This is a genomic window from Alkalimonas cellulosilytica, from assembly GCF_036325985.1.
GTDB lineage: Bacteria > Pseudomonadota > Gammaproteobacteria > Enterobacterales > Alteromonadaceae > Alkalimonas > Alkalimonas cellulosilytica.
Genome location: NZ_JAUHLI010000079.1, coordinates 1 through 224, shown reverse-complemented (window position 1 = coordinate 224; position 224 = coordinate 1). Strand labels below are relative to the sequence as shown.

The 224-nt window shown below is 54.9% G+C and carries 1 pseudogene; it reads left to right on the top strand.

The window, feature by feature from the left end:
* Nucleotides 1-224 (top strand): annotated as a pseudogene (locus tag QWY20_RS18625) (IS21 family transposase); the annotation flags it as partial.

Sequence of the window (224 nt, the reverse complement as noted above, 5' to 3'; positions counted from 1 at the left end):
GCGCAAATTATCTGCCTTTACTACCATGGCAATGTGGTTGCTCAGCATCCCCGAAAGCATCAACCCGGCGGCTTTAGCACGATGAAAGAGCATATGCCGGATGCACACGTCAAACAGCGCTGGAGTGCTGAACGACTGCTTGGCTGGGCTGAGAGTATTGGCAGTGGCTGTCGAGCCATTATCGCATCACAGCTTGAACGACGTCAGCACCCGGAGCAGGCCAT